The sequence below is a fragment of the Pseudomonas sp. ok266 genome (assembly GCF_900110195.1).
GTDB lineage: Bacteria > Pseudomonadota > Gammaproteobacteria > Pseudomonadales > Pseudomonadaceae > Aquipseudomonas > Aquipseudomonas neuropathica.
The window spans coordinates 151,774-169,010 of record NZ_FOCU01000004.1; the positions used below are offsets into that span (position 1 = coordinate 151,774).

14 protein-coding genes and 1 riboswitch are annotated in these 17,237 nt (G+C 59.8%); of the genes, 3 read left to right on the forward strand and 11 right to left on the reverse strand.

What is annotated here, in order from left to right; genetic code table 11:
* Window positions 1–30 precede the first annotated feature (30 nt).
* A complete protein-coding gene (gene metH, locus BMY54_RS08550; protein ID WP_093430875.1) occupies window positions 31–3,741 on the reverse strand; it encodes a methionine synthase in 3,711 nt (1,236 codons plus the stop codon).
* 155 nt (window positions 3,742–3,896) lie between these two features.
* Between metH and BMY54_RS08555 the strand changes: the two genes are divergently transcribed.
* The 3 genes from BMY54_RS08555 to nfuA all read left to right on the forward strand — a co-directional run bounded on the left by BMY54_RS08555 (window position 3,897) and on the right by nfuA (window position 8,028).
* Window positions 3,897–6,179 (forward strand): fatty acid cis/trans isomerase, encoded by a 2,283-nt coding sequence (locus BMY54_RS08555; RefSeq protein ID WP_093430878.1) that lies wholly within the window; start codon window positions 3,897–3,899, stop codon window positions 6,177–6,179.
* Between the two features lie 184 nt (window positions 6,180–6,363).
* Window positions 6,364–7,386 carry an acyltransferase family protein gene (locus tag BMY54_RS08560; RefSeq protein ID WP_093430880.1) on the forward strand — a complete coding sequence of 341 codons (1,023 nt, stop codon included), beginning with the start codon at window positions 6,364–6,366 and terminating at the stop codon, window positions 7,384–7,386.
* Between the two features lie 57 nt (window positions 7,387–7,443).
* On the forward strand, window positions 7,444–8,028 hold the full coding sequence (gene nfuA / locus BMY54_RS08565; RefSeq protein WP_007912592.1) for a Fe-S biogenesis protein NfuA: 585 nt from the start codon (window positions 7,444–7,446) through the stop codon (window positions 8,026–8,028).
* 144 nt (window positions 8,029–8,172) lie between these two features.
* On the opposite strand, the gene cobM is transcribed toward nfuA, so the two are convergent.
* The 10 genes from cobM to BMY54_RS08615 form a co-directional block, all read right to left on the reverse strand.
* The gene (gene cobM, locus BMY54_RS08570; RefSeq protein ID WP_093430883.1) at window positions 8,173–8,919 is read right to left on the reverse strand and encodes a precorrin-4 C(11)-methyltransferase; all 747 of its coding nucleotides are present in this window, start codon (window positions 8,917–8,919) and stop codon (window positions 8,173–8,175) included.
* An 81-nt stretch (window positions 8,920–9,000) separates the two neighbouring features.
* The gene (locus BMY54_RS08575) at window positions 9,001–9,414 is read right to left on the reverse strand and encodes a cobalamin biosynthesis protein (protein WP_003225490.1); all 414 of its coding nucleotides are present in this window, start codon (window positions 9,412–9,414) and stop codon (window positions 9,001–9,003) included.
* Entirely contained in the window at window positions 9,411–10,109 is a 699-nt protein-coding gene (locus BMY54_RS08580; RefSeq protein ID WP_093430887.1) for a CbtA family protein, read from the reverse strand. The genes BMY54_RS08575 and BMY54_RS08580 overlap by 4 nt, the downstream gene beginning before the upstream one ends.
* Window positions 10,110–10,120: 11 nt before the next feature.
* Window positions 10,121–10,318 (reverse strand): CbtB domain-containing protein, encoded by a 198-nt coding sequence (locus BMY54_RS08585; RefSeq protein WP_093430890.1) that lies wholly within the window; start codon window positions 10,316–10,318, stop codon window positions 10,121–10,123.
* Between the two features lie 122 nt (window positions 10,319–10,440).
* Window positions 10,441–10,663, reverse strand: a riboswitch (cobalamin riboswitch).
* 34 nt (window positions 10,664–10,697) lie between these two features.
* Window positions 10,698–11,024 carry a hypothetical protein gene (locus tag BMY54_RS08590; RefSeq protein WP_093430893.1) on the reverse strand — a complete coding sequence of 109 codons (327 nt, stop codon included), beginning with the start codon at window positions 11,022–11,024 and terminating at the stop codon, window positions 10,698–10,700.
* The gene (locus BMY54_RS08595) at window positions 11,017–11,709 is read right to left on the reverse strand and encodes an AzlC family ABC transporter permease (protein WP_093430896.1); all 693 of its coding nucleotides are present in this window, start codon (window positions 11,707–11,709) and stop codon (window positions 11,017–11,019) included. The genes BMY54_RS08590 and BMY54_RS08595 overlap by 8 nt, the downstream gene beginning before the upstream one ends.
* Entirely contained in the window at window positions 11,699–12,616 is a 918-nt protein-coding gene (locus BMY54_RS08600; RefSeq protein WP_093430899.1) for a sugar phosphate isomerase/epimerase family protein, read from the reverse strand. The genes BMY54_RS08595 and BMY54_RS08600 overlap by 11 nt, the downstream gene beginning before the upstream one ends.
* Window positions 12,613–15,033, reverse strand: a complete 2,421-nt coding sequence (locus tag BMY54_RS08605) for an ATP-grasp domain-containing protein (RefSeq protein WP_093430902.1) — start codon at window positions 15,031–15,033, stop codon at window positions 12,613–12,615. Before BMY54_RS08605 ends, BMY54_RS08600 begins: the two co-directional genes overlap by 4 nt.
* Window positions 15,030–16,310 carry a hypothetical protein gene (locus BMY54_RS08610; RefSeq protein WP_093430905.1) on the reverse strand — a complete coding sequence of 427 codons (1,281 nt, stop codon included), beginning with the start codon at window positions 16,308–16,310 and terminating at the stop codon, window positions 15,030–15,032. Before BMY54_RS08610 ends, BMY54_RS08605 begins: the two co-directional genes overlap by 4 nt.
* Window positions 16,310–17,062, reverse strand: coding sequence for a 2OG-Fe dioxygenase family protein (locus BMY54_RS08615; RefSeq protein ID WP_175559570.1), 753 nt, complete (start codon window positions 17,060–17,062; stop codon window positions 16,310–16,312). The genes BMY54_RS08610 and BMY54_RS08615 overlap by 1 nt, the downstream gene beginning before the upstream one ends.
* Window positions 17,063–17,237: the final 175 nt, after the last annotated feature.

Here is a 17,237-nt window from a genome sequence, read left to right on the forward strand (position 1 = left end):
GGGACTGAGCTCCCAGATCCGTGGCGGGTTTCAGTTGTCGTAGCCGAGGTTCGGCGCCAGCCAGCGCTCGGTCACACTCAGCTCCTGGCCTTTGCGCGAGGTGTAGCTTTGCACCTGATCCTTGTCGACCTTGCCCACGGCGAAGTACTGCGCTTGCGGGTGGGCGAAGTACCAGCCGCTGACCGCAGCCGCCGGGAACATCGCGTAGTGTTCGGTGAGGAACACACCACTGCGACCGGCGCGCATTTCTTCGGCTTGCGGATCGAGCAAGGCGAACAGCGCCGCTTTCTCGGTGTGATCCGGGCACGCCGGGTAACCCGGAGCAGGGCGGATGCCGCTGTATTGCTCTTTGATCAGCGCGTCGTTATCGAGCTCTTCGTCCTTGGCATAACCCCAGTGCTCTTTACGCACTTGCTGGTGCAGCCACTCGGCGCAGGCCTCGGCCAAACGGTCGGCCAGGGCTTTGACCATGATCGAGTTGTAGTCGTCGCCAGCGTCTTGATAAGCCTTGGCCACTTCTTCGGCGCCGATGCCGGCGGTGGTGATGAAACCACCGACGTAGTCGGTCACTTCGCTGTCCTTCGGCGCTACGAAGTCAGCCAGCGAGAAGTTTGGTTTGCCGTCGGTCTTGATGATCTGCTGGCGCAGGTGATGCAGCTTGGCCAATGGCTTGCCGTCATCGCCGTACAGTTCGATGTCGTCGTCATGTACTTGATTGGCCGGCCAGAAGCCGAACACCGCACGGGCGCTGATCAGCTTCTCGTCGATCAGCTTGGCGAGCATCTCCTGCGCGTCCTTGTACAGCGCGGTGGCGGCCTCACCGACCACTTCATCTTCGAGGATGCGCGGGAACTTGCCAGCCAGGTCCCAAGAGATAAAGAACGGCGTCCAGTCGATGTATTCGGCCAAGACCTTGAGGTCGATGTTGTCCAGTACCTTGCTGCCGGTGAAGGTCGGTTTGACCGGCTGATAATTGGCCCAGTCGAACTGTGGCTTCTTGGCGATGGCCGCTGCGTAGCTCAGGCGCTCGGTGCGGGCGCTGCGGTTCGAGGTACGTTCGCGCACATCGATGTATTCCAGACGCGTCTTTTCGACGAAACCGGCCTTCAATTCTTTCGACAGCAACTGCGTCGCCACGCCCACTGCACGGGAGGCGTCGGTCACGTAGACCACGGCATCGTTGCTGTATTTCGGCTCGATCTTCACCGCCGTGTGCGCTTTGGAAGTGGTCGCGCCACCGATCATCAGCGGCAGGTGGAAGTCCTGGCGCTGCATTTCACGGGCAACGTGAACCATTTCGTCCAGCGACGGCGTGATCAGGCCAGAGAGGCCGATGATGTCGCATTTCTGTTCTTTGGCGACCTGCAGAATCTTCTCCGCCGGGACCATCACGCCAAGGTCGACGATGTCATAGCCGTTGCAACCGAGCACCACGCCGACAATGTTCTTGCCGATGTCGTGCACGTCACCTTTCACGGTTGCCATGAGGATCTTGCCTTTGGCTTCCGGCTTGTCGCCTTTTTCCAGTTCGATGAACGGGATCAAGTGCGCCACCGCCTGCTTCATCACTCGCGCGGATTTCACCACTTGCGGGAGGAACATTTTGCCGGCGCCGAACAGGTCGCCGACGATGTTCATGCCGGACATCAGCGGGCCTTCGATCACTTCGATCGGGCGGGCGAACGACTGGCGCGACTCTTCGGTGTCTTCAACGATGTGCGTGGTGATGCCTTTGACCAGCGCATGTTCCAGACGCTTGTTGACCTCCCAGCTGCGCCACTCTTCGGTCTCGGCTTCCTTGACGCTGCCGTCGCCCTTGTACTTGTCGGCGATGGCGAGGAGGGCGTCGGTGCCTTCTGGCGTGCGGTTGAGAATCACATCTTCCACGGCGTCGCGCAGTTCCTGCGGGATCTGGTCGTAGATCTCCAACTGCCCGGCGTTGACGATGCCCATGGTCAGGCCCGCGCGGATCGCGTACAGCAGGAACACCGAGTGGATCGCCTCACGCACCGGGTTGTTGCCACGGAACGAGAACGACACGTTGGACACGCCGCCCGAGGTCAGCGCATACGGCAGTTCGTCGCGGATGTAGGCGCAGGCGTTGATGAAGTCCACCGCGTAGTTGTTGTGTTCTTCAATACCGGTAGCGACGGCGAAGATGTTCGGGTCGAAGATGATGTCTTCCGGCGGGAAGCCGACTTCGTTGACCAGAATGTCGTAGGAGCGTTTGCAGATTTCTTTCTTGCGCGCTTCGGTGTCGGCCTGGCCAGCTTCGTCAAACGCCATCACCACAACGGCGGCGCCATAGCGCTTGCACAGTTTGGCGTGATGGATGAACTGCTCGACGCCTTCTTTCATGCTGATCGAGTTGACGATGCCCTTGCCCTGAATGCACTTGAGGCCGGCTTCGATCACTTCCCATTTCGACGAGTCGATCATGATCGGCACGCGGGAGATGTCCGGTTCACCGGCAATCAGATTGAGGAAGGTCACCATGGCCTTCTTCGAATCGAGCATGCCTTCGTCCATGTTGATGTCGATCACCTGCGCGCCGGCCTCGACCTGTTGCAGGGCGACTTCGAGGGCTTCGGTGTAGTTGTCTTCACGGATCAGCCGGGCGAACTTGGCCGAGCCGGTGATGTTGGTACGCTCGCCAACGTTCACGAACAGCGAGTTGCGATCGATGGTGAACGGCTCCAGACCCGAGAGGCGGCAGGCCTTCGGAATGTCCGGAATCTGACGCGGCGCGTAACCGGCGACGGCTTTGGCGATGGCTTCGATGTGCCCCGGGGTGGTGCCGCAGCAACCGCCGACGATGTTGAGGAAGCCGCTCTGGGCGAATTCTTCGATGACTTTGGCGGTTTCCGACGGCAGTTCGTCATACTCGCCAAACTCGTTCGGCAGGCCGGCGTTCGGGTGCGCGGAAACGTGGGTGCTGGCCTTGTTCGACAGCTCTTCCAGGTACGGACGCAGCTCACTGGCGCCGAGCGCACAGTTGAGACCGACCGAGATTGGCTTGGCGTGCGCCACGGAGTTCCAGAACGCTTCGGTGGTTTGCCCCGACAGGGTCCGGCCGGAGGCGTCAGTGATCGTGCCGGAAATCATGATCGGCAGTTCGATGTGCAGCTCTTCGAACACGCCTTGCACGGCGAAGATCGCCGCTTTGGCGTTGAGGGTGTCGAAAATGGTTTCGATCAGGATCAGATCCGCGCCGCCTTCGATCAGGCCTTTGGTGGCTTCGGTGTAGTTTTCCACCAGTTCATCAAAGGTGACGTTGCGGTAGCCCGGGTTGTTGACGTCGGGCGACAGCGAGCAGGTGCGGCTGGTCGGGCCGAGCACGCCGGCGACGAAGCGCGGCTTGGCCGGGTTCTCGGCGGTCTTGGCGTCGGCAACCTTGCGCGCCAGACGTGCGCCTTCTACGTTTAGCTCGTAGGCCAGTTCTTCCATGCCGTAGTCGGCCATGGAAATGCGCGTGGCGTTGAAGGTGTTGGTTTCGAGGATGTCGGCGCCGGCATCCAGATAGGCTTTCTCGATGCCGCCGATCACGTCCGGACGGGTGATGACCAGCAGGTCGTTGTTGCCCTTGACGTCACTCGGCCAATCGGCGAAGCGTTTGCCGCGATAGTCCTGCTCTTCGAGCTTGTAGCTCTGGATCATCGTGCCCATACCGCCATCGAGTATCAGGATGCGCTCTTTGAGAGCTTGCTTGAGAGCTTGAAGGCGGACGCTGCGATCGGACATTTGGACTACTCGGAAAGACCATTACGAAGGAGCGGGATCATAGCAAACCTGTGCGCTTTTAGAGCATGTTGGGCTTTTGCATGAATATCGCTCATGTTGGTACGAGCGTCATACTGTAGAATCGCGGCGTTTTTTTCAGGATCGGGATCAAGGGCATGTCGTACCGCGTCATCAGCATTTTTTTGCTGTTTTTAAGCTGGGGCGCCGTTGCGCAGGAACCCACGATCTCATATAGCCGTGATATCCAACCGATCTTCACCGAGAAGTGCGTGGCCTGCCATGCGTGTTACGACTCGGCCTGCCAGTTGAATCTGGGCAGCGGTGAGGGCGCGGCCCGTGGTGCGAGCAAAATGCCGGTCTACGATGGCGAGCGCACACAAGCGGCACCCACCACCCGACTGTTTTACGATGCCTTCGGTAAACGTGCCTGGCAGCAAAAAGACTTCTATTCGGTGCTCGATGCCCAAGGCAGCCAGGCTGCGCTGATGGCGCGCATGCTAGAACTTGGACACAAGACGCCACTGACGCCGAACGCCAAGCTCCCGGAAGACATCGTGCTGGGTCTGAACCGCGAAAACCTGTGCGCGATGCCCGCCGAGTTCGAAGGCTACGCCGGCGCGCATCCGAAAGAAGGCATGCCGCTGGCAGTCACCGGGCTGACCGATCAGCAATACCAGACGCTGCAGCGCTGGCTGGCCTCGGGTGCGCCGATTGACGAACAAGGCCTGGCGCCAAGCACCAAAGAGACGCTGCAGATCGTCCAGTGGGAAAACCTGCTCAACACTCCCGGCGCACGGCAAAGTCTGGTCGGTCGCTGGTTGTACGAGCATTGGTACCTTGCGCATATCTATTTCAAGGACGGCGAGCCGGGCCATTATTTCCAGTGGGTACGTTCGCGCACGCCGACCGGGCAGCCAATCGACCTGATCGCCACCCGTCGCCCCAACGATGATCCGGGCACCCAGGTGTATTACCGCTTGTGGCCGGTGCAAGGGGTGATCGTGCACAAGACCCACATCACCTATCCGTTGAGCGCGGCGAAAATGGCGCGGGTCAAAAGTCTGTTCTATAGCGGTAACTGGCAGGTTAATGCCTTGCCCGGTTACGGCCCGCAGAGCCGCGCCAACCCGTTCGCCACATTTGAAGCGATCCCGGCGCAGGCGCGTTATCAGTTCATGCTCGACAACGCCGAATACTTTGTCCGCACCTTCATTCGCGGCCCGGTGTGCCGTGGGCAGATCGCGACCGACGTGATCCGTGACAACTTCTGGGCGCTGTTCCAGGCGCCGGAACATGACCTCTATATCACTGACCCGAACTATCGCGGCCAGGCCACGCCGTTGCTGGCCATGCCCGGGCAGAACGATGACGTCGGCAGCGTACTGAGCCTGTGGCGCAACTACCGTGACAAACGAAACGAATACGAAGCCTTGCGCCGCGACAGCTACGCTGATTTGCCGGCGCCCAGCTGGTCGACCCTGTGGGCCGGCAACGACAACGCGCTGCTGAGCATTTTCCGCCACTTTGACAGCGCCTCGGTGACCAAAGGCCTGATCGGCGAGGTGCCGCAGACGATGTGGCTGTTCGACTATCCGCTGCTCGAACGCACCTATTACCAATTGGCCGTCAACTTCGACGTGTTCGGCAACGTCTCGCATCAGGCGCAAACCCGTCTGTATTTCGATTTGATCCGCAATGGCGCCGAGCAAAACTTCCTGCGCCTGATGCCCGCCGACTCCCGAGAGGATTACCTCGACGACTGGTATCAGAACAGCGGCCAGTTCAAGATGTGGCTCGATTACGAAGCGATCGACGACGACAAGCCGACGGCACTCAAACTTGATGACAAAGACCCGAAATACGACTTCGCCATGCAGTTGCTGGCGCGTTACGGTGATCTCAATGCGCACCCGGATCCAATCAACCGCTGCGATGGGGCTTACTGCTCGCGGCCGAATATTGACCCGGCCCTGCAAAATGCCGAGCAGGCGCTGAGTCGCCTGACCTCGCGTCCGGCGGCCGGTTTGAAGGTCATCGACCAACTGCCGGAAGCCACCATGCTGCGCATTGCAACCGCCAACGGCAAACGCGAGGTCTACAGCCTGTTGCGCAACCGCGCGCACAGCAACGTGGCGTTCCTGCTTGGTGAGTCGCTGCGCTATCAGCCCGGGCTGGACACGATCACCATTTACCCGGGCGTGCTCAGCAGCTATCCGAACTTCATCTTTAATGTCCCGGCCGATCAGGTGCCCGAGTTTGTTGATGCAATGGAAAATGCCAAGGACGCCAATCGTTTCGAGAAAATCGTCGAACGCTGGGGTATTCGGCGCAGTCACCCGCAATTCTGGTTCTATTTCCACGATCTGAGCCAATACCTGCACGAAACCGACCCGGTGGAAGAGGGCGTGCTGGACATGAACCGCTACGAGAATCTTTGATCGTTTCAGATTGGCCTGCTGTCCCAACTTGAAGCAACACAACCAAACCCTTGTAGGAGTGAGCCTGCTCGCGATGGCGGCGGTACATTCAACATCTCTAGTGCCTGATTTTCCGCTATCGCGAGCAGGCTCACTCCTACAAGGGATCTGAGGTGGATTCAGGAATTGTGATCGGGAGCAGGTGATGTTGATTTCAGTGCAAGCCCTGCGTGCGCTGGCCGCGTGGACGGTGGTGTGCCACCACTTCATGCAGATTTTTTTTGACTTCAAGGCGCGCGGACCGGTCGGCCAGTTCTTTATCGACAAAGGCGCGGTGGGCGTCGATATCTTCTTTGTCATCAGCGGGCTGGTGATTTTCCTCTCGACCGAAAACAAACCGCTGCCACCCGCGCGTTTCCTGCTGTACCGGCTGTTTCGCATCGTCCCGGCGTACTGGCTGTATACGCTGCTGATGGCGCTGCTGGTGGTGTTCGCCCAACCTTTGCTGCCGGATCAGACGGTGGACTGGGGCCATCTGCTGCTGTCGTTGCTGTTCATTCCTACCGAGAATCCTGGCGGCTACGGTATCTATCCGACGTTGAATGTCGGCTGGACACTGAATTACGAAATGCTTTTCTACGTGCTGTTTGCCTGGGCGCTGCTGTTTCGTTTGCAGGTGCGCCTGCTGGTGGTCGCCGCGCTGCTCTTTGCCGTGTGTCAGGCCTGGACCGGGTTTGGCTGGGTCAGCGCGTTTTATCGGTCGGACATCGTTTATGAGTTTCTGCTGGGGATCGGCATTGGCATGCTCTATCGGCGGGGCTGGATCGGTGCCGGCCTGAGGCTGCCGCTGCTGGCGATCGGCGTGGCACTGCTGGCGATTTATCATTTGGCACCGGCGCCAAGGCTGCTGAACTGGGGCGTGCCGAGTGCAGTGCTGGTCATGGCGTGTATCTCACTTGAGCGTTATGTCGAGCGCAGCCGAATGCTCAAACTGCTTGGCGATTGCTCGTATTCGGTTTACCTGATGCACGTGCTGGTGCTGTCGGCGGGGGGATTTATCGCGCAACGCTACGCGATCAACCCGTATTTGATGTTTGCCCTGTGCGCGCTGGCGATTGGCGTTGGCTCGTGGTTGAGCTACGAATGGGTGGAAAAGCGCAGCTACCATTGGCTCAAGGCGCGGGTTGACATGGAGCCGGACGAGAATCTTTCCCGACAAAAATACTAGGACTTTGTCCGGCGCAATGATTGGCGTAAACTGCGCCCAAGCCTGCGAGGAGTTTCCATGACCGCTATTACCATTACCGACGCCGCCCACGATTACCTGGCTGATCTGCTCTCCAAGCAGAACACCCCGGGCATCGGCATCCGCGTCTTCATCACCCAGCCTGGCACCCAGTACGCTGAAACCTGCATTGCCTACTGCAAGCCGGGCGAAGAAAAACCTGAAGACACCGCGCTGGGGCTGAAAAGCTTCACCGCGTATATCGATCACTTCAGCGAAGCGTTTCTCGATGACGCCGTTGTCGACTACGCCACCGACCGCATGGGCGGCCAGCTGACCATCAAGGCGCCGAACGCCAAAGTACCGATGGTCAACGCCGACAGCCCGGTCAACGAGCGCATCAACTACTACTTGCAAACCGAAATCAACCCGGGGCTGGCCAGCCACGGCGGCCAGGTCAGCCTGATCGATGTGGTTGAAGACGGCATCGCCGTTTTGCAGTTCGGTGGCGGTTGCCAGGGCTGCGGCCAGGCGGACGTAACCTTGAAGGAAGGCATCGAGCGCACCTTGCTCGAGCGTATTCCGGAGCTGAAAGGCGTTCGCGACGTGACCGACCACACGCAGAAAGAAAACGCCTACTACTAAGGTGTTCGCTGCGGACATGAAAAACGGCGCCCCGTGAGCGCCGTTTTTTTATGGGTGACATGTACCGACGCCTTCGCGAGCAAGCTCGCTCCCACATTTGATCGCATTCCAAATGTGGGAGCGAGCTTGCTCGCGAAGGCGGCTTCATGGGCGATAGAGATGCGCATGCCCAGCGCGATACAACGATGACTCGCTGAACACCTCGCTGCCCAACACCCGGCCGACCAGGATCAACGCCGTACGCCGAAATCCTTTGGCCTCAACCTTTTCGGCAATATCCGCCAGCGTCCCCACCACCCAATCCTGATCAGGCCACGTCGCCCGGTGAATCACGGCAATCGGGCAATCCGCGCCGTAATGCGGCAGCAGTTCCACCAGAATCTTCGGCAAATGGTTAACGCCCAGATGAATCGCCATGGTCGCGCCATGCTGCGCCAGACTGCCAAGCTCTTCGCCTGCCGGCATTGCGGTTTTGTCGGCGTAGCGGGTCAGAATCACACTTTGCGACACGTCCGGCAGCGTCAATTCCGCGCCAAGCAGCGCCGCACAGGCTGCGGTGGCCGTCACGCCGGGAATGATCTCGAACGGAATATCCAGCTCGCGCAGATATCGGATCTGCTCGCCGATCGCGCCATACAGACTCGGATCGCCGGAATGCACCCGCGCCACATCCTGACCCTTGGCATGCGCGGTCTTGATCAATTCGATGATCTGTTCCAGATGCAGTTCGGCGCTGTTCACCACCGTTTCGGCTTGATGGCCGTCGAGTACCGCCGCCGGCACTAGCGAACCTGCGTAGATAATCACCGGGCAACTGCGAATCAGCCGCTGGCCTTTGACAGTGATCAATTCCGGGTCGCCGGGGCCGGCGCCGATGAAGTAGACGGTCATCGTTGAATCCTGAGTAAAAGAGGGCACGACTGCGTTGCAGATGAACAACGCTCATGATCAATGGCGGGGATTATCGGGATTTTACGCCGCGCCGGCCAATGCCAGCGTGGCCTGAGCGTATTTTTGCCGGGAGATCAGCAGTTTTGCCGGCGCTTGAATCAGCTGTTCAGCGAGCGCAAGCGCGGCACTTTCGGCGACGCCGTAGCAACCGGTGCGTTCGTAAGCAATCTGTGAATGGTGACTAAGCCGCTGTTGGTAGCTGGCCAGTTCGTCACTGCTGAAGTACAGCAGGGGCAGAGCCAGTTGTGCAGCAAGTTCTTGCAGGCCCGGCTCGTCGCGCTTCAAGTCGATACTGGCCAATGCTTTCACCGCCTCAAGCTCAATGCGATGCGCCTGTAACGCTTGATCGAGTAACGCGCGCAGCGTGCTGGCCGGGCAGCCGCGCTGGCAGCCCAGGCCGACCACGAAGGTCGGCGCTGCGCGGTCATCGGTCATGCGTGGTATTGACCAGCGCTTTTGCGGCGGAACAACCAGGCGCTGATCAGGCCCAGGGCCAGCCAGAACGCCACGTTGGTCAACTGCGAAGCGATTTTGAACTGAGCTTCGAGTGCTTCGGGGGCGAGCATCGAATGCACTTCCGGTTGCGGTGCGCCGATCACGTGGGGCACAGCGAGGATGGCCACACCGAGGACCTTCATCAGCCAGTGACGGCTGAACGCGATCAGCGACAGACCTACAGCCGTCGAAGCGGCCGTGCCGATCCACCACGTCTGCCGCGAAGCCAGATCAGCCGCAGCGGTGCCCGGCAGTTCTGGTGGCAGGCCCAAGGTCGGAGCAAGCACGAACGTCGCGTAACCGGCCAGGCCCCAGAGCAGGCCCTGCGAAGTTTTGGTCGGCGCGCGCAGGGTGTAGAGGCCGGCGAGCATCAGGGCGAAACCGACGGCTACGACCAGATTACCGCCAGTGGTCGAGACTACGCGCTGCCAGCCGTCTTCCGGCTCCCAGGCCTCGGCATCATGGGTGTGCGCAGCCACGCCAGCGGCGTGTTCGTGAACCGCCACCGGCTCGGACTTCTCGAAAGTTTCCGCCTGCAGAATCAGCGGCGAAACCCAGAAGCTTTGCAGCAGAGTGAGGAGCAGGGCGGCCAGCAGACCAGAGAAACCTGCAGTTTGCGCGATACGCTTGATCATGTCGGCAGGTCTCAATGGCACGGGAACGCGGCGCTGTGGCGGGTATCGTGGGCGGCGTTGTGCACCGCTTCGATGTGCGAGAAGCCGGCAAAGTAAACCAGACTGGCGCCGAGGATCGATGCAAAGATCGCGGCGGTCAGGCGTTGGCTCAGGGTGGTGGTGCTGGCGATTTTGTCCGTGTTGCTGCCGGTGCTGCTGATGATCGACATGGCGCTTCCCTCTGGAGTGTCAGCGGGTGAATAGAGCGCATGAAAACCCCTGCGGGTCGGGCTCGCAGAGGTTCGAACAGCGCCCGCCCACCGCGGGTTTGTTATGTGCAGCGCCGCACAAAAGCGGGCTGTGTGTTGCGGGCCGGTCTCCGGGCTCACGAGGGGTTGGCGTCAGGCCGACCTGCAAGCGTCACCTTCCCATACCGTATCGGCACAGTGGTTTTGACGCTTCGCTCGCTTACCGTTGCGGGGGCAGCACCGGACTGACATGGGCTTGAGTAAAGCACATGATTCACCGGTTTCCCGTTTCACCCTGTGAAGGGCACCCGTAACAAGTTGTGTAGGAGAGCATGGGCGGGGGATTTGAGTCAATCGGCGCCTAGCGCATGATCAGCAGGACGTACACCCCCAGCGCCATCAGGAACGCATAATAGGATTTGATTCGCGTCAGGCTCAGCAGCCACGCCAACGCCACCGGGAGGATCCATGGCATGGCCGCCAGGTGCTGGCTGGCCAAAGGATAGAGTGAGACCGCCAGCAGGCTGACGAGCATCGCCACCGATGTGTATTTTCCCAGACGATCGATGAAAGCGCGGGCAGTTGCCGAAAGCCGTTCGACATCGACGGCCAGCGGCAGCAAGCGGCAGACGATCGAAACCAGCGCGCAAATCAGTACGTACAGCCAGAAAGTACCAGGTTCAATCATAGACATAGCTCGTCAGAACGGTGATGGCGAGCACCAGCAGCAAGCTGACCTCGCCCAGCCACAGCAAGCTCGCGGCGGTGGCCAGGCCGGCAATCCATTGCGCATGGAAGCTGTGACGGTCGCGGGCCATCTTGCCAAGCGAAGCGCTGATGAAAATCGCGATCACCACACTGACGTGATCCATCACTGCGTTGTCGGCCACGCTGGCGAAACAGTACCCGACCACGGTGCCAAGCAGGGCGGCGGCGTACAGCAGAAAGCACACGGTGTTGGCATACGGGCGGCTGATCGGTTGCTGATCCTTGCGGATCGACATCAACGTGAAAGCCGCATTTGCCATCACCGCCAGGGCGGGGACGAACGCTTTGACCGGGCCCTGGAGGCTGGATTTCAGGCTCAGTGTGAAGACCAGAAAACGCAAGTTGATACTCAGCGCCGAGACCAGCACGCCAAAGGCGTTAAGCAGGTGCGCGGGGGTTTCCAGCAGCGTCAGTTGCAACGGCGAGGCCATTACCGTACCGCTGAAAACCACCATGGCCGGAAGATCCAGACCATGGCGGCGCCCGAGCATGCCGATCAGGGTGAAGGTCAGCAGCAGCGAGAAGACGAACGGTAGCGCATCGCGGATACCGGTCGCGATCTCGCTGCGCGACGCCGGTTTTGCCAGGTTCGACTCAACCAGCATGAGTGCTGTGCCGCGAGCCGGCCAGCAATTGCTCTACGCCGTTCTTGTAGGCCAGGGCTTTTTCCAGGTAGTACTCGGTGGAGAAGCGCGGAATGAACTCCTCCACCACGGCCACACCCCGATAGCCGTTGACCGCGAAGCGATTGAGCACATCGCTCAGGCGCAAGTTGCCTTCGCCAATCGGCAGATGTTGATGGTGGGTGTTGTTGAGGTCGGCAATGTGCAGATGCCGGGTAACCGGCGCCAGATCGGCAATGGCTTTGAACAGGCTTTCACCATACGGCAGCAGTGAGCACAGATGCGTCACGTCGATGGTCACGAAGCACCCGGTTTCCTTGTGAAAGCGCAGGTGTTCCTCGACGGTGAAGACCGGGAATTTCGGCCGCTGACCGCCCATGTTCTCCAGGCACAGGGTGATGCCATCGGTGTTGCAGCGCTTGGTCACCTGGTTGATCGCTACTATCAGGTTGTCCAGCAGTTCGCCGTTTTCCAGTTGATCTTTGTAGCCGGGATGAAAAGTGACGCTGGTGGCGCCGGCCTCGTGGGAAAACTCCACGGCGGCACTCAGACAGTCCACCGCTTGGGCACGTTCGGTCAAATCCGGGGAGCACAGGTTGTACTGGCGACCCCACCATCCGGCGTGGACGGTCAGCGTGATGCCATTGTGTTCGGCGAAGCTGCGGATTTTCCCGGCAAGCTCAGACCGGTCTTCGGCGCTCAGCGACCAGAAGGTTTTTTCGGCGTCTTCGCCGATCTCGAACTCGACCGCTTGGAAATGTCTGGCCAGATCGGTGATCGAACCCAGGATGTCTGCAGGGTTGTCGTAGACATTGGTGGAAAAGGAGATCATCGGGAAGTGAGCGCTGATCGGGCCTTCGATGTGATATAGCGGGTCTTTACGGGTCATTGCGCTGGTCCTTGCGTAGTGAACTCTGGGTGGGTGATCGCGGCGTTGAAGTCCGCCGGGTCGTCGGCGTCGCTGCAGCCCAGCAGCGTGTAGCCGTGGCGGTCTGCGGAACGGCTGATGCTCTGGCCGAACTTGTCGGGGTTGAGGTTCACGCGTAATGCAAACGGGTGTTGCAGCAGGCGTGCCTGGAGCTGTTGCGGATCGGCGGTCGGGGCCGCCTCGATGTAGCGGATCGCCATTTTGGCGTAGGTTTTCTCGGGCGTCGGCAGTGACGTGCCGGCCATCGCGGCGATGGTGCTGGCTGCCAAATGCACCCCCGTGGTTTTCCAGACCATTTCCCAGATCTGGTCACCGCCGAAGCGGGTCTGGGTTTCGATGAATTGCAGGCGTGAACCGTCCAGCTTGATTTCCGTGTGGGCCGGGCCCCAGCGGTTGCCCATTCGCCCGAGCAGCCACAGCACCGCTTCTTCGATCTGCGCGGCGGTTTTCTCGTCGAGCCCGGCAGGAAAGTCATGCCCGGTTTCGACATAACCGGGGGCACCGCTGGTGTATTTGCGCGTGATGCCGAGAATCCGGTGCTGGCCATCCAGGCTGAGGGATTCAACGCTGTATTCGTCGCCGCTGGCGAAGGCCTCGATCAGATTGTTTCCCTCCAGCGAGAGGTGTTCGACATCCTCGGGCCTGTCTATGGCATAGACGCCCTGACTGCCCGAACCGTTGACGGGTTTGACGATGGCCGGGCCATGGCGCAGCACGAAAGCGCGAGCCTCGGCACCATGGTTGATAGCGGCAGTGGGCAACTCGTAGCGACTGCCTTTGAGCAATTGGCGAAACAGCAGCTTGTCGCGACTGACTTCCACACTGCGCAGGTTGTTGTGGACGATGCCCAGACGTTCGCCCAAGCGTGACGCGGGCAACAGGCCCAGTTCCGAAAACGAAACCACGGCATCGAATGGCGATTGCCGGTGCAGCCGTTCTACCATCGTGCTGTAGGCCGGCAGATCGGCGATGTCAGGCGTCAGCAGTAGCGTTGCGCGCTCGCGCTGATAGTCAGATAACTCGCCGGGTTGCTGGACGAGAGTAAATCGAAACTGCCGCGCAGTATCCCAATCCAGTCCCGAATCACGCCCGCCGATGAGCAGAATGTGTTTGGTGTTCGCCGCCGTGGGCTGCTCGCCATAGACATCAATGTCGCTGACGGCGAGCAAGGATTGTCGCAGGCGGGCGGTGTCGGGTTGCCTGAACTCGATGTACAGGTAGTTCTGAAAACCGTTGCTGACCGGTCCGATGGCTTCGCCCGGAGTGACGTAGGCGTACCAACGCTGGAAACCTGGCAAGCGGCAGATCCGGTCGGCGCCGTGCAGTCCGTCATAGAGCCGGTCTGTGCGGGCAAAAGGGGTGGCGATGCCGAACGCATCCGGCGCTTCGCTGGCGCTGGGCAGAGGCTCGGCGGACAGCGCGCGGTGGTAGCAGACATCCAGCGCCAGCCCCCAGGCTTGGCGAATCACATGAATCCGGCTGCCGCCGGGGCGTGCGCCGACTTCGAGGACTCTTGGCCCGCGGGGGGTGAGAATGAACTCGACATGGGCAAACGTGCCTTTGAGCGCTAACGCTTTCACGGCGTCATGGGCCAGGCGATGGCAACGCTCCTTCAGCGCTGCGTCGGGCTCCAGCAGCGACGGCGTGTAGCGGGCGAAATGGTGAAAGTCGCCGCGATCGATATCGACGCCGGCAATCACATCGACGATCGGAAAACTGCTGATCGTGCCATCGGCGGCAATCGTGCAGTCGATGGAATGGTTGGAGCCCTGGAGAAATTCCTCCAGCAGCAGTTGATCGGTTTCGCGGCTTTTGCCCGCCACATAGCGCTGCAGCGCCGGCCATTCATGACGGGCGTAGTCGAGCAGATCCTGCTGATCGTCGATGCAGCGTACGAACAGGCTGCTGTAAAGGTTCGCTGGCTTCAGGATGAACGGGTAGGGCAGATCGCCCGGGCGCGCCAGTAGGTCGTCGATACGAACCTGGCGAGAGACCACGTGCAGATCCAGGTTGCGCGACTGTTGGAAGCATTGGCGTTGCAGCACCTTGTCCAGCGTGTTTTCCACGTTACGGTGCAAGTGGGCCAGCGCCGGCAGCGCCGCACACAGCCGCCCCGTGATCGCGACATAGCCTTCACGGAAATTCAGGACACTGGTGAAGCCATGCTCGTCCAGCAACTGCTGCGTCAGCTGGATCAGATCCGCGGTCAGCCCTCTGGAAAAGTCGTACAGCGCCACCGGCGAGATCTGTTTCGCATCGGCGATCTTGCTGGTTTTGCGACTATCGGCAATCAGCAAAGGGGTGATGCCTTCGGCAATCAGGCCCTCGTATTCTCCGTCACGAATATTGCCGATGATCAGGCAGGCGGCTGCACTCATTCGTCAACCTCCTGATCGAAGCTGTAGTGGACCCGGTTCAGGCGCTGGCAAATGTGAGCCAGACGAATCCGGTCCACGCCGTAGGCGCCACCGCTCAAGACATTGCGAATGATGTGCGCCAAGGCATCCAGGTCTTCGCTGCTGATGCCCAGACGAGTGATTTCCTGAAGGCCGAAGCGCAGGCAGTCGCGGCCATTGATCTGTTTATTGTTGATCCGGATCCCCAGTTCATTGAGCTGCTGCGCCGCTTGCCGGGCCCGTTCGCCTTCGAGCAACAGCAGGTGCGTGTCGGAGGGGTGCAGCGTCCAGCCCGGCAGGTCGGCGAGTGCGTCGTGCAACTGGCGAGTATTGGCGCACATGCGTTGGGCGTAGGCCTGGCCGTAGCGCTGGGTTTCCAGCAGGCTGACGAACAGTTGCAGCAGACCGGGCAGATTGGGCGAGGACACCAGCGCACCACTGAGCGTTTGCTCGATCCGCTGGGCCAGATCGGCACGCCGGCAGACGATCAGTGCCCGGTGCGGACCTGCCAGGGATTTGTGGGTGTTGCCTTGAAGAATATCCGCCCCCTCGTCAAGCGGATTGGGAAAGGCCTTCCCGGCGATGAGGCCCAGAGTGTGCGACGCATCGTAGATGATCAGTGTCCGCTCAAAGCCCCGGCGGTTCAGCAGCGCGCGCAGTGGTTTAAGGGCGATTGCCCGTGTGGTCAGACCATGGTCGAGCAGTACGGCTGCCGGTTGTACACCGCACGCCTGGAGTTGCCGATCAACGTCCCCGAGATCAATTTGTCCGTCAGCCGTCAGTTTCAAAAAGACGCTGTGCCGGCCCATCTTCTGCACCAGAGGCCCGGTTGCGAAATGCCCGCCACTTTCGGGCGCCAGTGATAATACGCAGTCGCCCGGCTCGGTCAGGGCGGCCAGCACGCTCAGCGTGCAGTGCACGCCGGAGAGCACACGGTATTCGACGAACGGCGCGTGGAACATTGCCTGCACGGCTTGGGTCGCCAAAGCCTTTAATGTTTCGACTTCGGGGAAGTGTTCGACCTGCATGCCATTGAATTCGGCGGCATAGCATTGACCGTCAATGGCCTGTGCATTGAACAAGTAACGCTCGTAATGGCGATTCTGTCCTAGCGTGCGTGCAGTCTCGGACAATATGTTTTCATTGGCGGTCAGCGATAGTGTGGAAGTTCTTCGTGCGCACGCCTGTTGAAACTGTTCAATGATGAAGTTATGCGCGAGTGGGGTACTGACTGAAAGTGCATGAGTCGAATGATTCATTAGTAGTCCGCCAGGTCGAAGTCGATAATCAACATATCGCGACTGCCGCGATCCGAATTAATGCTCGATGTTTGCAGTGGGGAAACTTCATGCAGAAGTATTCGGTCATTCAAGACGAGGGTTTCCAGATAGTCAGTCAAAGTTGCACTGAATACTTGGCCACCTTCTTCATCAAATATCCGGCTTTCGCCACCGATGACATGCTGACGTTGAATCAGGTGTTGAAAGACAAAATCGTGCCCGTCGCGATGTCGGCCCTCAGGAGTGGCCTGGCCAGCATTGCCTTGATCGCAGAGGATACGGAACTGATGGCAGGTCACGAGCCAGTCGCGCGGCCCCAGCGCCATGTCCAGCAGTGCCAGGTCGGCGGCCAGCAGTGTCTGCAGAATCGGGGAGTCAATGAACGTCGCCTCGCAGCGGGTGTAGGTGCGCTGCACCCCGCCCAACAGCGGGTTGTCGGTCTCGGCTTGAAAAAAGTGGCAGTCTTGCAGCGCCGTCCACTGGCGTTCCCGTTGGCGATACTGGAACTTGCAGATGCGTCGTTCGCGAAGACCGTTCTCTGCGCTGAGATACGCATCGGTATGCAAATGCTCCCAGGTCGCATTGAATGCCCGGCATGCTTCGCGTCCCAGCAGCGCAACATCCAATGCTGGATAGTGGGCACTGTGCGCATAGTGGCAATTGCGCAGTAGTTCGGAAAGTTCCTTTAGTCCGGCATCACTTGAAAGCCGTAACGCGTTACCGGCACTCATGTTGTGGATACCCATGGGTGCAGGAAAGAAACAGGCAGGATCAAATACTGATAATAATCAGCCATGCAAGAAATCCTTTCTTGAGAGACTCATAGTCCTTGTGCGAACTCATCGTTCATATCTTGTATTGATTTATCAATTTGGTTTTTGTAAAGATATGTAATCAAATACGCGC